Genomic DNA, 19,179 nt, shown 5'->3' on the forward strand with positions numbered 1-19,179 from the left:
AGTCAGTGGATCGAGGCTGAGGGTTGATGGGCCGAGGCGAGCGTTCTTGCGAACACTTCCAGGGGCGAGTGCCACGCATGCGTGGCGCGTGGCCGGTTGTTCATGCTGTCGGCGATCGCGTCGAGTTCGTCCTGGCTGAACACGCTCAGGTCGGTGCCCTTGGGCAGGTACTGGCGCAGCAGCCCGTTGGTGTTCTCGCAAGTGCCACGCTGCCACGGACTGTGCGGGTCGCAAAAGTAGACCTTCACACCGGTCTGTGCCGTCAGCTCCTTGTGCCGAGTCAGCTCCTTGCCCTGGTCGTAGGTCAGGCTCTGGCGCAGCGGCTCGGCAATCGAATTGAGCTTGGCAGAAAAGCCCGCCAGCGCCGAGGCGGCCGTGGCGTCGTCCATCTTGGCCAGCAGCACCAGGCGGCTCGTGCGCTCGACCAGCACGCCCACCGAGGACTGGTTGCCTGCGCCCTTGATGAAGTCGCCTTCCCAGTGACCCGGCATGACGCGGTCGTCCACCTCGGGCGGGCGCACGTGGATGCTCACCATCTCGGGGATCTGGCCACGGCGATCGTCGCCTCGGGTGCGCGGCATGCGGGTGCTGCGCCCGCGGCGCAGGCAGGCGATGAGCTGACGTCGAAGCTCGCCGCGCGGCTGCGCGTAGATGGCCGTGTAGATGGTTTCGTGGGACACGTGGCGCTCGGGCTCTTTGGGGAACACGCGCTTCAGGGTACCCGCGATCTGCTGCGGCGACCACCTCCAGTCCAGCAGGGTGAGCACCACGCCCCAGCCAACACCCTGCATGTCGAGCTTGCGTAGCGGACGAGCGGCCTGGCGCCGCCCCTTGCTGCTCACCTGTGCCGAGTGCGAGGCGTAGGGCAACTCGGCCAGCGTGTTGCGCCCCAACTCCCGGCTGATGGTGGACGCCGAGCGCCCGAGCATGCGGGCCATGGCCCGCATGCTCGAACCCTGCTGACGCATGCTTGCCATCGTCATCCGGTCCTCGGGTTGAAGCTGCTGGTACCTTGTTCGTTCATTCATGTGCACACCTTAGTCTTACTGTGTTAGATATTTGGTGCTGGTTGATGCCGAAGACAACAGGGACACCGAGGCAGGTTACGAGCCAGCAGCGCGCCGATACGCAATCGCAAGCTCGTGATGGAGGATGGGACGTGGCGCTGCGCCCTCTGGGCTTCCCCGAGGTTTGTAATGCGTGGGTAGGGCAGGCTCCTGGCGTGCGGAGTTTTTTTTACCGTCGATCTCGGCGGGGTGCTGCAGCCGTTGCGCAAGCAAGAAGCCGTAGGCGGCAATGCTGAGACTGGCGTGATGATGAAAGCCGCGCCAGCCTCGGCCTTCGTACTGTCCGAGGCCCAGGTCCTGCTTGAGATCCTGGTAGTCGCGCTCGATGCGCCAGCGCATCTTGGCCTCATAGACCATGCGCTCCAGCGGTGTGTCTTCGGCAAGCGTCGACAGCCAGTACTTCAGCGGTTCGTCGTGGCCCTCGGGCCATTCGATCAGCAGCCATTGCGGCTCGCGCAGTTCGCTGCGCTCCTGGTCGCGATGCGCCGCACGTACCCTCACTCGGGCGAAGTGCGAGCGCAGCTGAGAGTTCGTGCCCTCGCGCCAGGTGACTTCTTGCCAGTCGTCGGGCTCGATGTCGAAGGCCACGTCCTTGACCGTGCGGGGCCGGTGCTTTGGGGCGGTGGCATCGCCGTGGCGCAGCCGCCGTGGCACACGGCCCCTGCCGCTGTAAGGCTTGGGCGGCAGGGGTTCGTGCCCGGGCGGCCACACCGTGACGCTGCCTGTCACCCCCACGACGTAGCGCAAGCCAAGCTCGCCCAGGCGTTCGCGAAACGCCGTGTCCACGCCGTAACCCGCGTCGGCCAACACGCAGTGCCTCGGCGCCCCCTGGGCCAGCAGGTGTTCGATCTGCTGCAGCGCGATTTGAGGCTTGGTGGCGAACTCGAGCGCTTCGGGCACGCGGGCCTTCTCGCGTCGGGCCGGGTCGTCGGCCCACTCCTGGGGAAGGTACAGCTGCCACGCCACCGGAATGCTGGCCGCCGCGCAGGCCAGCGACACGCTCACCGCCACCTGGCAGTTGTCCTGCTTGCCCAGCATCCCGCAGTATTGGCGCGCCACGCCCACCGAGTGCCGCCCCTGCTTGGGAAATCCCGTGTCGTCGATGATCCACCAACCGCCGTCGCTGAAATCCATCAACGGCACCACCCACTGGCATACCCCCAGCAGCATCTGCTCGTCCGACCAATTCGCATCGGCCACGAAGTGGTGCAGCGACTGGTGGCGCGAACGCACATTCAGCGGGTCCATATGCGCCGCCATCGGCTCCACGCTCTTGCGCTGCAGCGGCGACATCAGCCCCGTGGTGTAACCCCGCAAGCCCGCATGACGGTCGGAATGACCCAGCCCCCCGCTCAGATGGGCCATGTAGCGCTCGAATTCCTGTAAGTCTTCCATCAAGGTTCACCCTTCTCCTGAAGAAGTGCGCATAATGCCTTGATTTCGCTCAAATTACTAACACAGTAAGATTAGGCGATGAGGTGTTGCACTTCAGAGTTGAGGCCGCCGGGCCAAAAACGACTCCGGCGTTACCCCACTACACATTGCAGCGTACCCAGAGATGATCTCCCTCCTAGTCGAATGCGGGGCCGACCTTGACTCAAGGGAGGACGGCGGTGGGACGCCACTTCATCTGGCTTCCGAGAATCCTGAGGCGTTCGAGGTAATGGAAATGCTCCTGCGGCTAGGCGCGCAGGTGAATGCAAAAGACTCGAACGGTGCAACTGCGCTCGATACCGCCCTGATGCGAGGAGACGAGGACAAGATTGCGCTTCTAAGAAGTTACGGTGGGCTCAGGGGTGTCGATGCCTGAGATGATTTAGTTCGGCCAATACCGGCCGGTCATCGACGCACCATACTCATGAAAATCCCCGATAGCCTTTGGCAGCAGTTTCTGAAAGATGCTGGAGCTCAAAAGCCCGCGAGCCGGCCCTTCAAGGTCTTTATGGTCGTCCTAGCCGCGCTCGTCTTGTATGGCACCGTCCGCCATTTCACCAAATAGGCGCAGGCGCGTAGTCTCAGACGGAAGTGCTGCAGGCGGCCAGGACCAGTCATTTGAGTGCGCTGTGGAAATCGCCTCATAGCGGACACTCACCCGTTCAACCCGCGCGCTTGAACAGCGGGGGCACACGTTGCATCAGTACCATACCGTTGGCCATCGCCGGCCTCCTTGCTGAGCAGGGTCGCCTTCTGGAGGACGCGCGCTTGATACCGCCTGGAGGGAATCGGCGCACGGACGAAGACAAGACGGTGCCTGCAGCGCATACTGAAAGATAGATCCCGGCACGAAAGGAGTTCTGTCGTGTTCACAACTGAAATTCATTTGCCCGAGCTCGCCTTGTTGGCCGGGACCCGCGGCGCCTTGGGGGCGGGCGTGGGCCTGCTGCTTTCCGACAAGCTCAGCGAAGAGCAACGCAAGAATATCGGGTGGACGTTGGTGGCTGTTGGCGTGCTGACCACCATCCCGCTCGCGGCCATGCTGTTCGGTCGTCGACGAACCAGCGACGCCTGACTAGGAGAGCCTTCTTCTGCCCGGGCCGCCTTGTCCAGCTGGCGTACATACTCACGGTTCGACGGTTCTAGCCGTGCTAGCCCGCAGTCGGCCAGGAGCGGTCCTACATCGTGCCGTCGCCAAGCAGCCATTCAGCGGCGTTTGCGAACCTGATCGAGGTTGCTTGCACAACGCCGAGGTGGCGCGCAGGTGCTGCCGATCTCTGAGCAGAAACTCACCCCGCCTCCCCGTTCGCCACGGGGCAAGCCCGGGCGAGTCGTCGCATCGGCTGTCGACTCGGCACCGCTACCGCTGGAGGCGCGAGCCGAAGTACGGCAGCTTACCCTTGTACTGGCCGCTTCCCTTGCCCTTGTCGGTGCCGTTCACTGCCGATGTCGTCATCGCGAACGTCAACACCGCATGGGCCGCCGCGTTCGACAATTGGTCGAGCGCAATGTCGCTGTTGTTGAAGTAGGTGTCGCAGGCGAGGTGGTAGCAGGGGTCGTAAGCCACGCCAGCAGTGCCGCCGTACAACGCGGCCTGCTCGATGCTCTTGATTCCTTCGGCGCCGGTGAACAGCCCGCCGGCCGGAATACCGACGTCGATGAACGGACCGTAGTCCGAACGGCCGTCGAAGGCGGTCGGGGCGTTCTGCAGGCCCTGGCTCGCGAAGAAGTCGAGAAACACGTCCTCGATCACCTTCGAGCCATTCGGGCCGGCGAGCGGGGTGGCGGATCCATCGCCGTCGTAGACGAAGCGGACGAAGTTCGGCGAGCCGACCATGTCGAAGTTGAGATTGACGGCGATGTTCTTGATGTCGCGCTTGCTCAGGCTGTTGACGTAATGCAGCGAGCCGAGCAGCCCCGATTCCTCGGCGCTCCAGAATGCGAACCGCACCTTGTTGACTGGCTGGATCCGCAACTCGGCCATCTTCAACGCAATCTCGAGGATCATGGCGCTGCCACTGCCGTTGTCGTTGATGCCGGGGCCTTCGGCTACCGAGTCGAGGTGGGCGCCGACGACGGCGATCCGGTCTGACCGGCCGCCGGGGCTGTCGGCGATCACGTTGTTGGTCGTGCGCAGTTCCGAGATGGTGCTGGTTTGCAGACGCAGCTGCAGGCCGCTGCCGATCAGCCCATTCAGTTCTTGGCCGACCGCGAAGCTCGTGGAGATCACCGGAATACTGACCGGAGCGCCGAGCGTGCCGCCGAACAGGGGCTCGCGATCGGGCGTATTGCCTTCGTTGAAGATGACCACGCCAACCGCGCGGCGAGCTTGTTATAGACATACGCGGCCGACGCATCGTGACCGGGGCTGCCGGCGACCCGCGTGCCTTGGTTCGCGTCGGCAATGCCCTGCAGCGCGAACTGGTGAGCGCGCACGCCATCGACGGTGACCGCGTTGCGCAAGGCGACAGTGTCGATCGAGACGGCGGCGAATGCCGGTGCCAGAGCCGCGCAGGCAACGACGGCCGCGGGTAGGCTCATCAACTTCAGAAGGTGCTTCATCTAATCGTCTCCTTGTTCAGGTTCGTTGACGGACCGAAGGAACGGTGCGGCAAGTATTCCCCACGCATCGCCGTTTGCCAACCGGTAGATGCCCCTGCCCGACAATGCCACGGCTGCCTTGGTGGCCAGACACAAAGATGTGCACCAATGAACGGGGCCTAGAGAACACAGTCGAACCGACTGTTTCAGGTTCAACTCGGTCGGATCGATCTGTAGAGTGCCCGGGGGCGCGCCCTGTCGGGCACGACACCTTCACCGTGAGCTATCCAGAGTATCAATGCACCTCGCCACACGACATCGCGGTCTGCGACCGACTCATTCAACAGAATCAGCCGTGAGTCATGGTGTTTGCCTGCCGAGGCAGAACGTCCGCTTCCTTCGGGCATGAATGTCAGGAACGGGCCCGTTGCCGTCCTACAGCCTATCAAACTCGACGCCGCGAAACGGTCGTCCAATGGGGTGCTCGACGGTGTCGACTTGCCGTCATCCGCTACTACCCAAGGTTGGAGAATTCATTTCAATGGGGCGACGGCTACGCCACGCAGGCCGGCTCTGTCGATCGCGGTCTTGACCAGGTTGACTGCTTTTGCCTTCTCGACGAAGTTGCCGACGTACGAAGCAGCGATGGGCTTGCGCCCCTTGGGCACGCCCATCCCGACCGGTTCGACGAGGAATCGGCCGTCGAGCACTCGCGAGCCTGGCTGACTGCCGGACCGTTCGAAGAGGGTCGACCTGGTCGCGGCGATCACGTCCGCCTGCTTCGACACGAACACAGTATCGAACAACTCATCGACACTTTTTGCGCGGACAAGCGTCGCATTCTTAAGGTTGTTCGAATGGTAAAGATCGGCACCGGCCTTTTCGATTACGGCAATTCGGATTCCGGGCCTGTCCACGTCCGCCATTGTGGAAATAGGCACGCCGGCGCGGACGAGGTATCCCTGCTCGACTTCAAGGTAAGGTGCGGAAAAATCGATAGCGGCCGCGCGCTCCGCATTGATGCCCATCAGCACGACATCCCATTCCCCGGACTTCGCGCCGCTGAGTATTGCTGCGGCGTTCGCATAAGGGACCGGCTCGAACGGCACCCCAACGCGGCGTGCAAGTTGCTTCCCGAGATCGACAGCCTGGCCTTTGAGCTCGCCTGTCGCAGGGTCCTTGACCACGTAGAGCGGGGCCGAGAGAAATGCCACCCGAAGTTTCCCGGTCGGGGCGAGCGCCTGTCGCGCTTCTGGGGTGGATGTTGGAGTGCTTGCACAGCCTGCGAATAGCAAGGCAAGTACGCCAACGACGAACCAGCGAGCAATACGCATAGCATCCCCTTTCGAAGACCGCCAAAGTCGCGACAATGCTGCGCCCCCATTGACTGTGCATTCATCCAATACTGCCGAGCAGCAAAGGGGGCGTCTCGCTACCTTGAACTGTGCCTTGGGTCGGGCGCCGCGGCAAGTTTTATGTAGTGTGCCGCCCCTGCGGGGGCTATGACATAAAGCGGGCAGTCATGAAGGACCGCTCGTGGCCGACTGTAGATGCTATGCAGGGCTGAGGGGCGTAAAACAGACGCCTCAGTTTGGTCGAAAGGAGCTTGAAAATGTCTACGACGCGAACAACCCTACATCGCAAGGATACGGCCAAGCCTGGTGACCTGTACTTGAGCTTTGAGCTCGGCGACAAGAGCTGGAAGTTGACCATTGGTGACGGCGGCGGCGCCGTGAGTCGCTACACGGTGGCCGCCGGTGACAAGAGCGGCGTTGCTGATTGCATCCTGCGTGCCGGCAAGCGGTTCAAGACGTCGGCGCGCGCACAGGTACATAGCTGCTACGAAGCCGGTCGCGCAGCGGTCGCGAAGGGCCCGAAGCGGACGCTCATTCCTTACGGCTTCGTGCTCAAAGCGAAGGCTCGGCGGTGTCTTCAGCGTCTCCTAAGCCTCAGAGCCAGCGTGCATCGTTCTTCGCAAATCTTGGCTAGGACTGGCTTCGAAATGCCTCAGATAGTCACGGCTGAATTGCGAAGAACTCTCGTAGCCAACAGCAAACGCGGCACCGGACACGTTGTGCTCGCCGCCTATCAGCAGGCGGCGCGCCTCCAGTAGCCGAAGCTGCTTCTGATACTGCAACGGGCTGAGACCAGTGATCTCCCGAAAGCTCCGGTTCAAACTCGCTCGGCTCATCCCGCATGCTGCGCCAACATCGTCGACCTTGATTGGCCGGTTGAAGTTCTCACCAATCCAGGCGATGGCCTTTCGGACTTTCGGCAGCGGGCCCTTGGCACTCGCGATCTGGCGCAACAGCTTGCCGCGGGGGCCTGACAACAGCCGATAGAGCAGCTCACGTTCCACCAGTGGGGCCAGGACGGGAATGTCCTGGGGCCGGTCCATCAGCACCAGGGCGCGGGCCAGGACATCCTCCAGCTCCTGCGTCATGGGCGCCGTCGACAACCCCAGTTCGCTGCCTTCGTAGTCCTGGGCCGCGGGCATGGACAAGATCAGATCATTGAGCAGCGCCGGGTCTAGCACCAGCGTCAGAGCGACATAGGGCCCTTTGTTGGCATCGCCGTAGACCTGCCCCATGAGCGGCAGATCCAGTGCGCTGACGAGGTAGTGGCCCGACGCGTAGTGCAGCACCTTGTCGCCGAAAGAGACGCGCTTGCTTCCCTGCAGGATGAAACATGCCATCGCGCGGTACTGGCATGCGTTCTCACCGGCCTGCCCCTGGTCGACGTGCAGCTCGATGCGAGGAATGGTCGATTTCACAGTTCGCGTGGGGATGTTCCGCAACGCGGCTTCCAGCAGGCTCGAAGAGTGGGTGTCCATACAGTGGCTCGGCAGGTATCGAAGGGGCTGAGTCGATCGTGCAAGAGAACAAGCGCATCGGGCAAGCCCTGAAAAGCGCTACGAAATAGATTGTTAGCTCTTGGCGATATCCGCCATTTCAACCACAGAAATGAAGTGAGTTCAGTGATGACAGCAAAGATCGCTTTGATTACCGGCGCAAGCCGTGGGCTCGGCCGCAACATGGCCCTGCATCTGGCCGAACGGGGTGTCGGCATTATCGGAACCTATCGCACGGGCCAGAACGAAGCCGAAGCGCTTCAACGGGAGATCGAGAAAAAGGGCGGCAAGGCGGTGATGTGCCGGCTGGATGTGGCCGACACCGCGTCCTTCGCCCCGTTCGGCGAAACCGTGAGCGCTGCGCTGCAAGAGCGCTTTGGGCGTGGCCGGTTCGACTACCTCGTCAACAACGCCGGCATCGGCCTGCATGCCCCGTTCAAAGATACGACGGAGGCGCAGTTCGACGCCCTGGTGGACGCCCATTTGCGCGCACCGCTGTTCCTGACGCAGCGGCTGTTGCCCCTCATCGAAGACGGCGGCAGCATCCTGAACATCTCTTCGGGCTTCACGCGTTTCACGCTGCCGGGCTACAGCGTGTACGCGGCAGTGAAGGCGGCCGTCGAAGTGTTGACCCGCTACATGGCCGTCGAGTTGGGCGAGCGCCGCATCCGGGTGAACACCATTGCCCCGGGTGCCATCGCGACCGACTTCCTGGGCGGCGCAGTGCGTGACAACGAAGGGGTCAACGCTTATGTGGCCCAGGGCATCGCACTGGGCCGCGTGGGCCAGCCGGATGACATCGGGCGCGCGGTAGCCGCCCTTCTGTCGAGCGACCTGGCGTGGGCCAATGGCACATCGTTCGATGTGTCCGGTGGGCAGTTGCTCTAACATTCCCGCTGGCCCATGGAGCACAGCGTGGGCCAGCGCTAGTATCTGTCTGTAAGTCGTGCGGCTGCTACTGGCCGCATCCTGCCACACCTGCACCAAGTCCAGCAGGCCCGAAAGCGACCTACGGCGCAGCCAAGCCGCCGCTGGTGACACTTCACCCTTCTAAACAACGGACTCGGAGTCCAGGGCAGGCCCTTCGTGAGGTCGGCTCGGCGGTCTCAGTTTGCGGAAATATTGGCGCCGTTTGCGGATTTATTGACGCGTTTGGGAAATTAATGGCTCGGAACATCTTTGTTCCGGGTTAATAAATCCCCAAACCGCGACCCAGGCGGCTTGCGGCTCGCCAGGCTCCTTGAGCCTTAAGGTAGGCGACGCAAATGCTCGAACGACACCTGCCCGCGCTGCCGGGGGTTGTTCCTTTTGGACAGGAGCCGTAGGTCCGCAATGGAGCAATGGGGAACAGCCGGTTAGGGCCCGGAACGTCAGTTCGCGACATTGAGAAGCAGCCGCTCACGCGCGATTTCGATCCTGGTCGTCCGTTGCCGCCCGCGATCCGACGCGAGCGTCGCACTCGAACTTCCTCAACGACGTCGGCGAGGTCAAGTTCCAGATTAGACCGGCCGTTCGTCAAGAAAAGGGGCCAAGGTCGGCTTCGGCAACCGCCGTCATTCAGCGGCCAAATTCGAAAGACGGCAGACAGTCTTAAGCACGCGTTCAAGCTTGGAAGTCGAACTAGGACTGCCGTCCAGGGGCCGTCCCCTTAACACTGCCCCGCCATCGGGCAATCCACAAGGTCACGCTTCGTTGGCTGCAGGCTGCTCGAACCCAACCTTCGGATGAAGGCAGCTCTTGCCATCGGAACGCGATCGAGGCGCTGGGTTGCATGTGCCCGCGCGCTGACATCATCAAACCGAGCATCGCCAGGTGGGAGGATTTGTGCTTGATGTTTGCGACATTCTTCGCAAGCCACGAGCTTGCCACCTACCGAGGACTCCGGCCTCCCGATGGAAGCGTGCGCAGGGGCGCGCACGAGCCGAACAGCGCCCCAGACCAAGGTGGCAGCGCGTCAGGTTCGCCAGACCTAATCGTCTTCCTCTGCCATGCCTAGAATGTCCTCGTTCGAGAGCCGCTCCAACAGCTCCGGGTGATCACGGGAAAGATGTTCCTTGACGGCCGCGAGGAGTTCTTCATCGCTGTTGCCACGAACGACCTCTCCGCATTCGCAGTTGATAACCTTTCGCATGGCGATCTCCTTTCATTGAACACGGAGGCATTGTGGCCGGCCAGGAAATCCATAACCTTGGCGAAACCTTGGCACGCAGTCCTGCGACGAGGATTCAGCTTTGCGGCCGCCTCACCGTGCGAATTGAGGGACGAAGGATCGAAGATGACCTCCCGGGCCGCCAGGGACGGCTGTTGTTCGTCTACTTGACGGCGCACCGCGCGCGTCCATCATCACGGGCCGAGCTCATGTCAGCCCTTTGGCCAAACCGGGCGCCAGCGGCGAGCGACACCGCGCTCAGCGCGCTGCTAACGAAGCTGAGGTCGGTCCTCGGCGCAGGGGTGGTTGTCGGGAAGCCGGACGTTCGGATGACCCTGCCGTCGGACGCCTGGATCGATCTCGAGGCGGCCACCGAGGGGCTGCATCGAGCGAGCTCCGCGGTTTCCCAGCAGGATTGGGCACGGGGCTGGGGTCCATCCAGGGTAGCGCTGCATATTGCCCAAAGGGGCTTCCATCAGGATCACGACGCCCCTTGGGTGGAAGACATCCGAAGTAAGCTCGAAGACGTGCTGGTTCGAGCGCACGAGTGCGTCGCTGCGATCGGACTTGGACTGTCCGGATCGGAGCTTGCGTCGGCCGAACGCTCCGCCCGCGCTTTGATCAAGTTGGCGCCGTACAGGGAGAGCGGCTACCGGTACCTCATGAAGGTTCTCGCCACCCAAGGGAACGTCGCTGAAGCGCTGTTGACCTATGAGCAGCTGCGGCGTCTGCTTAGGGAGGAACTGGGCGCATCGCCGGGCGCCACGACGGACGCGCTTCACAGGCAGCTGCTGCAGGGGCATGGGGTGCAGCGAGGAGCGCTGGTCCGAGAGCTGCAGACGGTTCTGTTCACCGACATCGTCTCTTCAACGGAGCGCCTTGCGGCACTGGGTGACCACGCCTGGCGAGAGCTCTTGGCGCGACATCATGCGATCGTGCGTCAAGAGCTCGCGCGCTTCGATGGCCGCGAAATCGACACGGCGGGGGACGGCTTCCTGATCGCGCTGGAAAACCCAGCCCAGGCTATGGGCTGCGCCTGCGCGATCATCAAAAGCGTTTCAGGTCTGGGAATCGCAATCAGGGCCGGCATCCATACGGGCGAGTGTGAAGTGCTGGACGGCAGAATCAGCGGCATCGCCGTTCACGTGGGGGCGCGGATTTCCGCATTGGCCGGGCCCAATGAGTTGCTCGTATCGTCGACGGTCAAAGATCTTTCTGCGGGCTCTGGCATAGGCTTTGACGATCGCGGCGCGCATTCACTTCGCGGTGTGCCTGGCACGTGGCGAACCTTCGCGGTCGATCTCGATTCGGTTCCTGGGCGTTCGGAAGCATAGCCCTTGGGCGGGGGCTCACCGCGACGAGTGCACCAGCGCCTACTCAACGCTGCCGACGCCAGTATCCTAGTCATGGATAGAGCGCAGTTTGAAGCGCTCCTACGTCGGCACGCCCCATAGGAAGCACGCGCCAAGGCTGCGCCCTGTTCCTCAGGCCACGTCCCCGTCAGCGGAGCATGAACGAACATCAGCAACGCAGCGGTTCCTGTCTCTCGCGGCCGCTAGGCGAACTCACGCTGTGATGCCGATTTCAGTCATTCAGGTGCCGCCGAAATTTCAGAATCGGCGACCGGTTCCGAAGCGGTGCAGACATAGACGGTCGAGGGCGCTCAAGTGGCAGCGCGATCCCGCTATCGAAGGCTGATCGAGCGTCCGCTCGTCAGGCCGCCGAAGTGGCAGTCCGGGCCCGATGCCGTCCGTCGCCACCGATCGACCTACGGCAGGTATGTAGTGCGATGCTGCCGTTCGCCGCTGCGCCTCAAGCCCACCATCCCGGCCAGGAGCGGACGGTCGTGATCCGCAAATTGATCTTCCCCGAAGCCGCCGTCCAGGCCCGAACTCGGACGGGGCGGCCTGTTCGAAGGCCGGAGCGGTTCGGCAAGGGTCGGTGTCGGACGCACGCCCAGCGACACTGGTCCGCCCTTGACTCCACTGTCTTGGACGATCGGTTCTCTCTAGACCGAAGTCGCAGCCGGCAGATCAGCGGGAAGCCAAGAACCACGAGGCCTCGTACAAAAGTTCGGGGCCTCTGACTTTGTGGGGATTGACTCACCGCCTGATGACGAGCAGGATCGCACCTGCCCCTAGTCTTACTGTGTTAGATATTTGGTGCTGGTTGATGCCGAAGACAACAGGGACACCGAGGCAGGTTACGAGCCAGCAGCGCGCCGATACGCAATCGCAAGCTCGTGATGGAGGATGGGACGTGGCGCTGCGCCCTCTGGGCTTCCCCGAGGTTTGTAATGCGTGGGTAGGGCAGGCTCCTGGCGTGCGGAGTTTTTTTTACCGTCGATCTCGGCGGGGTGCTGCAGCCGTTGCGCAAGCAAGAAGCCGTAGGCGGCAATGCTGAGACTGGCGTGATGATGAAAGCCGCGCCAGCCTCGGCCTTCGTACTGTCCGAGGCCCAGGTCCTGCTTGAGATCCTGGTAGTCGCGCTCGATGCGCCAGCGCATCTTGGCCTCATAGACCATGCGCTCCAGCGGTGTGTCTTCGGCAAGCGTCGACAGCCAGTACTTCAGCGGTTCGTCGTGGCCCTCGGGCCATTCGATCAGCAGCCATTGCGGCTCGCGCAGTTCGCTGCGCTCCTGGTCGCGATGCGCCGCACGTACCCTCACTCGGGCGAAGTGCGAGCGCAGCTGAGAGTTCGTGCCCTCGCGCCAGGTGACTTCTTGCCAGTCGTCGGGCTCGATGTCGAAGGCCACGTCCTTGACCGTGCGGGGCCGGTGCTTTGGGGCGGTGGCATCGCCGTGGCGCAGCCGCCGTGGCACACGGCCCCTGCCGCTGTAAGGCTTGGGCGGCAGGGGTTCGTGCCCGGGCGGCCACACCGTGACGCTGCCTGTCACCCCCACGACGTAGCGCAAGCCAAGCTCGCCCAGGCGTTCGCGAAACGCCGTGTCCACGCCGTAACCCGCGTCGGCCAACACGCAGTGCCTCGGCGCCCCCTGGGCCAGCAGGTGTTCGATCTGCTGCAGCGCGATTTGAGGCTTGGTGGCGAACTCGAGCGCTTCGGGCACGCGGGCCTTCTCGCGTCGGGCCGGGTCGTCGGCCCACTCCTGGGGAAGGTACAGCTGCCACGCCACCGGAATGCTGGCCGCCGCGCAGGCCAGCGACACGCTCACCGCCACCTGGCAGTTGTCCTGCTTGCCCAGCATCCCGCAGTATTGGCGCGCCACGCCCACCGAGTGCCGCCCCTGCTTGGGAAATCCCGTGTCGTCGATGATCCACCAACCGCCGTCGCTGAAATCCATCAACGGCACCACCCACTGGCATACCCCCAGCAGCATCTGCTCGTCCGACCAATTCGCATCGGCCACGAAGTGGTGCAGCGACTGGTGGCGCGAACGCACATTCAGCGGGTCCATATGCGCCGCCATCGGCTCCACGCTCTTGCGCTGCAGCGGCGACATCAGCCCCGTGGTGTAACCCCGCAAGCCCGCATGACGGTCGGAATGACCCAGCCCCCCGCTCAGATGGGCCATGTAGCGCTCGAATTCCTGTAAGTCTTCCATCAAGGTTCACCCTTCTCCTGAAGAAGTGCGCATAATGCCTTGATTTCGCTCAAATTACTAACACAGTAAGACTAGGAGCGATGATGCACAGACGACTCGCGCTGGTTCACGTTGCGGCTCTAATGGGTTCGTTGTTCTCAACTGCTTCCGCACAGCAACCAGCCGGCATTCCTCGGGTGGGATTTCTGGGCCCTACCAATACGCCCTTGCTGGAGGTCCTTCGCAAGACACTGGCCAGCCTCGGGTATGTGGAAGGTCGCACCGTGATGATCGATGCGCGGTGGCCGGAGGGGGACCGGCTCGACCAGATGGCAGCGTCGGCTACTGAACTGTTAAAGCTCAAGGCGGACGTGTTGGTCGTGGTTGGAGCAACTGCCGCCAGGGCCGCCAAGAGCGTCACATCGGATGTGCCGATTGTGTTCGAGGTGGTGGTTGACCCTGTCGCGACGGACCTTGTCGCCACCTTGGAAAGACCCGGCGCAAATGTCACTGGCTCCACGACCTTCGACCCGCAATTTGCCGCCAAGCAGTTCGAGCTGCTCAAGTCCGCAATCCCGACCGTGAAGCGCGTTGGCATCCTAGGAGATTCGGGTGCTGCTCCAACCCTGTTCCAAGCCGTCGAGAAGGCAGCCCAGTCAGCCGGCATCGAGACATTCACGCTCAAGGTGGAGAGAGTCCCCAATCCCGACTTCGATGGTGCATTCCAGGCCGCGAAGAAGGATGGCGCCAATGCAGTCGTCGTTCTGTCCACCCCTGTGACCACACCGAATCGCAAGAGGATCGCGGAACTTGCGGTCAAACACACCCTCCCCACGCTCTCCCCGAGGGACCATGCAGATGCAGGGGGCCTGCTCAGCTACGGCACAAGCTTTGTCGAGGCGACCAAGCACTCGGCGGCAGTGGTGGACAAGATTCTGAGAGGGGCAAAGCCTGCCGACATACCTGTAGAGAGAGTGTCCCGGCATGAACTGATCGTCAATCTCGCGGCGGCACGCAACCTCGGCGTCGCCATCCCCGCTGCAACATTGGCAAGCGCCAGCCAGGTGGTGCAGTGACCCTGCTCGGCGGCGGCGTTAAGCCGGAGCCGACGTCGCAGCACCCTGGTCGAACAGCCGTTATGGGTCGAAACTGCCGGCTCGTTCGCCCGTTGAACGACCGGAGTCGGACTTGACCCGCCGCACGATCGGTGCGACCCAAGGACAGTTCTTGGCCGCGACTGTGAGTTCGCAGCCGAACCCGGCAGCGGTCCTTCGGGGTCATGGCCAGGTTGTCCAATGGCAGCTGTCAGCGCGCCTTGGCAACCGGCAGTCCCGGCCAGAAGCCGACCTTCGCCCCAGTCCTCCAACTTCATTTCTATGCCCATCGAAGCCAGACTTTCTGTTCTTGAAGGAGGCAAGGCCGCCGAGCACCTTCAGACATGCTTGGCGCTTCGCGCCGCCCTTCAAAATGCCAGGGCGCACGACGGACTTCTCTCGATAGACGTGAAGAGCGTTCTGCTTCTCAATGATGTGTATGGCCGTGTCTACGACCAGGTTCCTTCCGACGTCCTGCTCTGGCAGAGCGAGGCGGCTCGTCCCGTACTGTTCGAGCCGGACCTCAGGGATTCCGAGAAGGTTGGGTACCTCGGCACATGGAATCTTGACTTCCTTCGGTGGCTTCGCGGCATTTCCATGGAAGCGTCCGAGGTGGTCGAGATTTACTATGAACACGAGCGCGGCGACACCCTCTACGAATCGGCTTGGTGGGAGAGCGCCCCGTCCTCAGCAGAGGGAAGGGCCGAGGTTTTCGGCATTCAGAACAACGAGGGGATGGACGAACCGTTGTGGCGCGCGGAGGTCATTCGGCTGGCCGACGGCCGCATCGAAGTTCGCGAGGGCTAAGGCGACTGCCGGCCAGGACCGGACGTACGATACGACCATGAAAATTGAACCCGTCACGCTGAAGGTTTCGGGCGTCGTTGGCCTCGAGACGGCTCGGGAGATGCTGAACGCTCACCTCGTCGACGTCGGCTATGCCGTGGTCGAGGGTGAGTCGCTGCTGGTCAGCCCGGATGACGCGGACCTTCGCGACCAGCGGGACTACGAGTGGTTTGAGACGGTCGTAATTTCATTGCTTCACGAGCGCGGGGAGACGGCAGCGTGCGGGTCTCTCCATCCTCCGCGGTAGCCGTATCCGGCCAACTCCGGTCGTTCAGCGACGGGGCACAATCGTGCCAAGACCGGCCAATAGAAGCAGGGTCTAGACTCAGGAGAACTATGCAGCCCTCCGCCATCGTCCTGCACGGACCGACCAGCGCGGGAAAATCGAGCATTGCGACAGCCCTTCAGGACTGTGCCGAGGTCCCTTCGTTCCACGTGACCTTGGATGCATTCGTGACGATGTCCCGGCGTCGCGATATGCGCAGTCCTGATGAACAGCGTCTGGCATATAGCATTCACTGCGAGAACCTGCGCTCCACACTGCAACGACTGGTCGACACGGATTTTGAGATCATCTTTGACACGGTGCTGCGTGATGAGGTGGAGCTGCAGGCATGCCTTGAGGTCTTGTCTGCTCGTCCGCTTTACCTGGTCGGCGTACAGGCCCCTCTTGACACCCTTGAGCATTGGGAGAGCCTCCGTGAAGACCGAGCCACCGGCATGGCGCGGGAGCAGCTCGGTCATCCAGCCTTTGCGCGACCATACGACGTGGTGGTCGACACATCGACCCGCACTCCGCAAGAAGGCGCTGCCGTGATTCGACGCTTTATGGAAGGCGGTCGCCGCACGCTTTAGCGCGATGACCGGCCACAGCCGGCCACTAGCGGAAGTTCGACCCAGCCTCGAAAAATCAGCTTTATGACCTTGCAACAAGTCAAACTTTGGGGGCCGTTCGCCTGTGCGTCTTGCCTCACCATTCTGGCTTCTGAGACTCTTTGGAACACCAGTTCGTATTACACGTACCTGTCTTTGCTGGGGGTCGTGAGTGTTTTGCTCGCGGCGCGACTTCTCTTTCAGGCCGGCACGAAGGTCTGGCCCATGGCTGGAGTAATCACGGGCTTGCTGGTAGGCCAATGGTGGTTTGTGCAAAGTCTCATCCTCCGGGCATTCTTTCGCTTTTCTGGCTTTGCCCCATAGGTCAGCAGTTCGAGCTGCGAGCTGACCGGCTACAGTCGGCCATGAACAGACAGTCGTCCTTGCGCTCCATACCTGCCGTTCGAATCGGCGAAAGCGACGATGGCGGGCGCCTTGCCGAAACTCAACGGCCGAGAGCGGACCTCCGCTGGAGGACAGCCAAACGGGAGCGGCCTTCAGGACAGGCAACAGCGGGCGGGACATCGCCGGAAACAGCGCTGGGGAATACACTGCAATTCCGGTGCTCGGAGGTGCATAGCCATGACGATGGACGCGACGCAGACGGTCAATAAGCTTGACATCTACTGTGCTCAACTGGAGGCGGCGGGTCTCGACGCCCCATGGTCGCGCCCCGGCCCTTTGATCCCGCCCAAACCGACTGCGACACAGGTGCATCTGTGGCGATGGCGCGAGATCGAACCCTTGCTGCGGGAGAGCAGCGACTTTCTCAGCCTGCACCGAGGCGCCGAGCGCCGAGTGCTGAGGCTGCGCAATCCCGGCGTCCCGGAGCGTACCGCCACGCATAGCCTCGTGGTGGCGCTGCAGTACCTCCTGCCCGGTGAAGTGGCTCCCGCGCACCGGCATTCGCCGAGCGCGATCCGTTTCATGCTGCGTGGCGAAGGCGCCTACACGACCGTCGACAGCCAGCTATGCGCTATGCAACCAGGCGATCTGGTCGTGACGCCGAGCATGGCATGGCATGACCACGGCAACACAGGCGCGCAGCCGGTGATCTGGATGGACATCCTCGACTGGCAGGTTGTGCGGTTTCTGGAGAACCTGACCTACGAGGCGTATCCAGAAGACCGGCAGACAGAGATACGCAGCCCCGGGCGCGATCTTTTTCATCCCTGGTCTGAGGCGTACGCCGCCCTCCTGAGTCTCGCCGAGAAGGAATCGGATCCGTTCGACGATGTCATGCTCCAGTACACAGATCCGGTGAGCGGCGGCTCGCTGCGGCCCACCGTCGGCTGCTACCTGCAATTGTTGCGAAGCGGGACGCGGACTCAAGCCCACAGCGAGACGAGCTGTGCGGTCTACCACGTCATCAGCGGCAATGGGTTTACGACAGTTAACGATGACAGGTTGGAGTGGGAGCCGGGTGACTTTTTCGTCGTGCCTCCGATGGCGCGGCACGCACACGGCAACACGGGATCGGAGCCGGCACTGCTGTTCAGTGCGCAGGACAGGCCATTGCTCAAGGCGGTGGGTCTGTACCGGGCCGAGCCTTCACCGTGAACCACCATCTCCGGAATACATCCGGCATCGACGGCGCATAGTGTCGAATGAGTCGCGCCATGTCCAAGGAGGTAGCCATGAGCATGCAGAACGACGTCGAGGCCCTCGACCTGCTGATCCGCGGCTTCCAGGTCTCCCGCATATTGCGGCTAGTGGCCGACTTGGCGGTGGCCGACAAACTTTCCGATGACGACGCGCGGAACGTGGACGACCTGGCCTCTGAATGCGGCGTCCAATCCGCGCCGCTGCTGCGCGTGCTGCGAGCGCTCGCGGCGTTCGGTGTCTTTCGCATTACCGTGGACGGCCAGGTGAGCCACTCGCCGCGCTCGCGCCTGCTGCGGTCCGACGCGCCGACGAGTCTGCGCACTGCGGCTCGCTTTTGGGCCGCGCCGGGATCCTGGAGGGCATGGGGCGAGCTCGATGCCGCCCTCACCGGCGGCATTCCCCATCAGGCGGCGTGGCAGACGAGCCGCTTCGACTACCTGATGCAGCACCCCGACGAAGCCCGGCTCTTCGATGCGTTCATGGCCGGAATGCGCGACGACCGCCACGAGGCGATCGCCGCGGCATACGACTTCTCGGGCGCCGGCCTGATCGTCGATGTGGGCGGGGGCAATGGCGAGACGCTGCGCCACATCCTGCGCCGCTTTCCGCGCGCCCGCGGTCTCGTGCTCGACCGTGACGACGTCGTCGAAGCGATTCCGGCCGCGGCACGCCTGGACGGGCGGATCGAGGTGCAGAGGGGCGACTTCCTGCAGCGCGTCCCGGCCGGCGCGGACGTCTACCTGCTCGTGCGCGTGCTGCACGACTGGCCGGACGAGGACTGCGTGCGCATCCTGAAGAACTGCCGCGCCGCGATGCCTGCGAAGGCCCGCCTGCTGATCGTGGAGCACCTTCTCGAGCCCGATCCCCAGCGCGGCCGGCCCACGGCTTATCTGCTCGACATCCAGATGATGGCGATGTTCGGCAGCGCGCGGGAGCGCGGCCGAGAGGAGTTTGAGAGCCTGCTCTCTGCGTCGGGATTCGTGGCCATGCGCGTGATTCCGACGGAGTCCGCGGTTTCCATCGTTGAGGCGGCGTCCGCGTAGCCCAGGTGTGTTCAATGGCCACCGGGACAGACCGGAGACCAGCGTCGATGGATGCATACCGGCGACATCGGCAATGTATGACCTCCAGTGAGTAAGGAAGGCCAACGATGCGCCGTTCAACATGCCATTCGCTGC

At 62.9% G+C, this 19,179-nt stretch carries 18 protein-coding genes and 1 pseudogene; 11 read left to right on the top strand and 8 right to left on the bottom strand.

Annotated features, from left to right (window positions below):
* Positions 1 to 2: 2 nt before the first annotated feature.
* Together ACSQ89_RS21280 and ACSQ89_RS21285 are read right to left on the bottom strand one after the other, a co-directional pair.
* Positions 3 to 1,028 (bottom strand): IS30 family transposase, encoded by a 1,026-nt coding sequence (locus ACSQ89_RS21280; protein ID WP_436296358.1) that lies wholly within the window; start codon positions 1,026 to 1,028, stop codon positions 3 to 5.
* 75 nt (positions 1,029 to 1,103) lie between these two features.
* Complete coding sequence (locus tag ACSQ89_RS21285; protein ID WP_436296018.1) at positions 1,104 to 2,462, bottom strand: IS701 family transposase; 1,359 nt, start codon at positions 2,460 to 2,462, stop codon at positions 1,104 to 1,106.
* 127 nt (positions 2,463 to 2,589) lie between these two features.
* Here ACSQ89_RS21285 and ACSQ89_RS21290 point away from each other — a divergent pair.
* The 3 genes and pseudogenes from ACSQ89_RS21290 to ACSQ89_RS21300 form a co-directional block, all read left to right on the top strand.
* Positions 2,590 to 2,877, top strand: a pseudogene (locus ACSQ89_RS21290) (ankyrin repeat domain-containing protein); the annotation flags it as partial.
* A 48-nt stretch (positions 2,878 to 2,925) separates the two neighbouring features.
* A complete protein-coding gene (locus ACSQ89_RS21295) occupies positions 2,926 to 3,066 on the top strand; it encodes a hypothetical protein (protein WP_436296359.1) in 141 nt (46 codons plus the stop codon).
* A 300-nt stretch (positions 3,067 to 3,366) separates the two neighbouring features.
* Positions 3,367 to 3,576 carry a hypothetical protein gene (locus ACSQ89_RS21300; RefSeq protein WP_436296360.1) on the top strand — a complete coding sequence of 70 codons (210 nt, stop codon included), beginning with the start codon at positions 3,367 to 3,369 and terminating at the stop codon, positions 3,574 to 3,576.
* A 285-nt stretch (positions 3,577 to 3,861) separates the two neighbouring features.
* Here the strand turns inward: ACSQ89_RS21300 and ACSQ89_RS21305 are convergent, their stop codons facing one another.
* The 4 genes from ACSQ89_RS21305 to ACSQ89_RS21320 form a co-directional block, all read right to left on the bottom strand.
* Positions 3,862 to 4,812 (bottom strand): M20/M25/M40 family metallo-hydrolase, encoded by a 951-nt coding sequence (locus ACSQ89_RS21305; RefSeq protein ID WP_436296361.1) that lies wholly within the window; start codon positions 4,810 to 4,812, stop codon positions 3,862 to 3,864.
* Positions 4,728 to 5,063 carry a hypothetical protein gene (locus tag ACSQ89_RS21310; RefSeq protein ID WP_436296362.1) on the bottom strand — a complete coding sequence of 112 codons (336 nt, stop codon included), beginning with the start codon at positions 5,061 to 5,063 and terminating at the stop codon, positions 4,728 to 4,730. The genes ACSQ89_RS21305 and ACSQ89_RS21310 overlap by 85 nt, the downstream gene beginning before the upstream one ends.
* 512 nt (positions 5,064 to 5,575) lie before the next feature.
* A complete protein-coding gene (locus ACSQ89_RS21315; RefSeq protein ID WP_436296363.1) occupies positions 5,576 to 6,376 on the bottom strand; it encodes a transporter substrate-binding domain-containing protein in 801 nt (266 codons plus the stop codon).
* Between the two features lie 608 nt (positions 6,377 to 6,984).
* A complete protein-coding gene (locus ACSQ89_RS21320; RefSeq protein ID WP_436296364.1) occupies positions 6,985 to 7,875 on the bottom strand; it encodes an AraC family transcriptional regulator in 891 nt (296 codons plus the stop codon).
* A gap of 147 nt (positions 7,876 to 8,022) precedes the next feature.
* Between ACSQ89_RS21320 and ACSQ89_RS21325 the strand changes: the two genes are divergently transcribed.
* Positions 8,023 to 8,781, top strand: coding sequence for an SDR family NAD(P)-dependent oxidoreductase (locus tag ACSQ89_RS21325; RefSeq protein ID WP_436290830.1), 759 nt, complete (start codon positions 8,023 to 8,025; stop codon positions 8,779 to 8,781).
* A gap of 1,081 nt (positions 8,782 to 9,862) precedes the next feature.
* Here the strand turns inward: ACSQ89_RS21325 and ACSQ89_RS21330 are convergent.
* The gene (locus ACSQ89_RS21330; RefSeq protein WP_214688298.1) at positions 9,863 to 10,024 is read right to left on the bottom strand and encodes a DUF1059 domain-containing protein; all 162 of its coding nucleotides are present in this window, start codon (positions 10,022 to 10,024) and stop codon (positions 9,863 to 9,865) included.
* Positions 10,025 to 10,056: 32 nt separating this feature from the next.
* Here ACSQ89_RS21330 and ACSQ89_RS21335 point away from each other — a divergent pair, with 32 nt between their 5' ends.
* Entirely contained in the window at positions 10,057 to 11,376 is a 1,320-nt protein-coding gene (locus tag ACSQ89_RS21335; protein WP_436290829.1) for a BTAD domain-containing putative transcriptional regulator, read from the top strand.
* Between the two features lie 869 nt (positions 11,377 to 12,245).
* Here ACSQ89_RS21335 and ACSQ89_RS21340 read toward each other — a convergent pair.
* Positions 12,246 to 13,604: an IS701 family transposase gene (locus tag ACSQ89_RS21340; protein WP_436296018.1), complete on the bottom strand. Its 1,359-nt coding sequence runs from the start codon at positions 13,602 to 13,604 to the stop codon at positions 12,246 to 12,248.
* Positions 13,605 to 13,687: 83 nt separating this feature from the next.
* Here ACSQ89_RS21340 and ACSQ89_RS21345 point away from each other — a divergent pair, with 83 nt between their 5' ends.
* The 6 genes from ACSQ89_RS21345 to ACSQ89_RS21370 all read left to right on the top strand — a co-directional run bounded on the left by ACSQ89_RS21345 (position 13,688) and on the right by ACSQ89_RS21370 (position 19,044).
* Positions 13,688 to 14,659: an ABC transporter substrate-binding protein gene (locus tag ACSQ89_RS21345; protein WP_436296365.1), complete on the top strand. Its 972-nt coding sequence runs from the start codon at positions 13,688 to 13,690 to the stop codon at positions 14,657 to 14,659.
* Between the two features lie 300 nt (positions 14,660 to 14,959).
* On the top strand, positions 14,960 to 15,484 hold the full coding sequence (locus ACSQ89_RS21350; protein ID WP_436295989.1) for a hypothetical protein: 525 nt from the start codon (positions 14,960 to 14,962) through the stop codon (positions 15,482 to 15,484).
* Positions 15,485 to 15,521: 37 nt separating this feature from the next.
* Positions 15,522 to 15,770, top strand: coding sequence for a hypothetical protein (locus ACSQ89_RS21355; RefSeq protein WP_436295990.1), 249 nt, complete (start codon positions 15,522 to 15,524; stop codon positions 15,768 to 15,770).
* Positions 15,771 to 15,859: 89 nt separating this feature from the next.
* Positions 15,860 to 16,378 carry a phosphotransferase-like protein gene (locus tag ACSQ89_RS21360; protein WP_436295991.1) on the top strand — a complete coding sequence of 173 codons (519 nt, stop codon included), beginning with the start codon at positions 15,860 to 15,862 and terminating at the stop codon, positions 16,376 to 16,378.
* Positions 16,379 to 16,978: 600 nt separating this feature from the next.
* Positions 16,979 to 17,956 (top strand): cupin domain-containing protein, encoded by a 978-nt coding sequence (locus ACSQ89_RS21365; protein WP_436295992.1) that lies wholly within the window; start codon positions 16,979 to 16,981, stop codon positions 17,954 to 17,956.
* A gap of 77 nt (positions 17,957 to 18,033) precedes the next feature.
* Positions 18,034 to 19,044 (top strand): methyltransferase, encoded by a 1,011-nt coding sequence (locus ACSQ89_RS21370; RefSeq protein ID WP_436295993.1) that lies wholly within the window; start codon positions 18,034 to 18,036, stop codon positions 19,042 to 19,044.
* The last annotated feature ends 135 nt before the right edge of the window (positions 19,045 to 19,179 follow it).

This window comes from Variovorax sp. LjRoot175, from assembly GCF_964253805.1.
Classification (GTDB): domain Bacteria; phylum Pseudomonadota; class Gammaproteobacteria; order Burkholderiales; family Burkholderiaceae_C; genus Variovorax.